General features: G+C 60.9%; 1 protein-coding gene. It reads right to left on the bottom strand.

All coding sequences use genetic code 11. The features are described from left to right. Positions 1 to 149 (bottom strand): ATP-binding cassette domain-containing protein (locus B4920_RS29165; protein ID WP_139379699.1); only part of this gene is annotated, 149 nt, incomplete at its 3' end. Between the last annotated feature and the right edge of the window lie 117 nt (positions 150 to 266).

Raw genomic sequence — 266 nt, forward strand, 5'->3', positions numbered from 1 at the left:
AGCAGCTCTATGGTGGTGGTCTTGCCCGCCCCGTTCGGGCCGAGCAGGCCGAAACAGCTACCGACGGGAATGGCAAAGCTGAGTCCGTCCACCGCCCTGACACCGGGAAAGTGCTTGATGAGATCGACGACTTCGATGATGGCAGCCATGGCCTGTCTCCCTTGGTGGCCGAGAGTGCGACGTCCTGACTATATCCAAATCTCCCTAGAAGGCCATGGCTCATCCACCAGGGCGTGGCGGTGCGCAAAAACAAACGGCGACCCAGG

Origin of the sequence: Zoogloea sp. LCSB751, assembly GCF_002028455.1 — a bacterium.
GTDB lineage: Bacteria > Pseudomonadota > Gammaproteobacteria > Burkholderiales > Rhodocyclaceae > Zoogloea.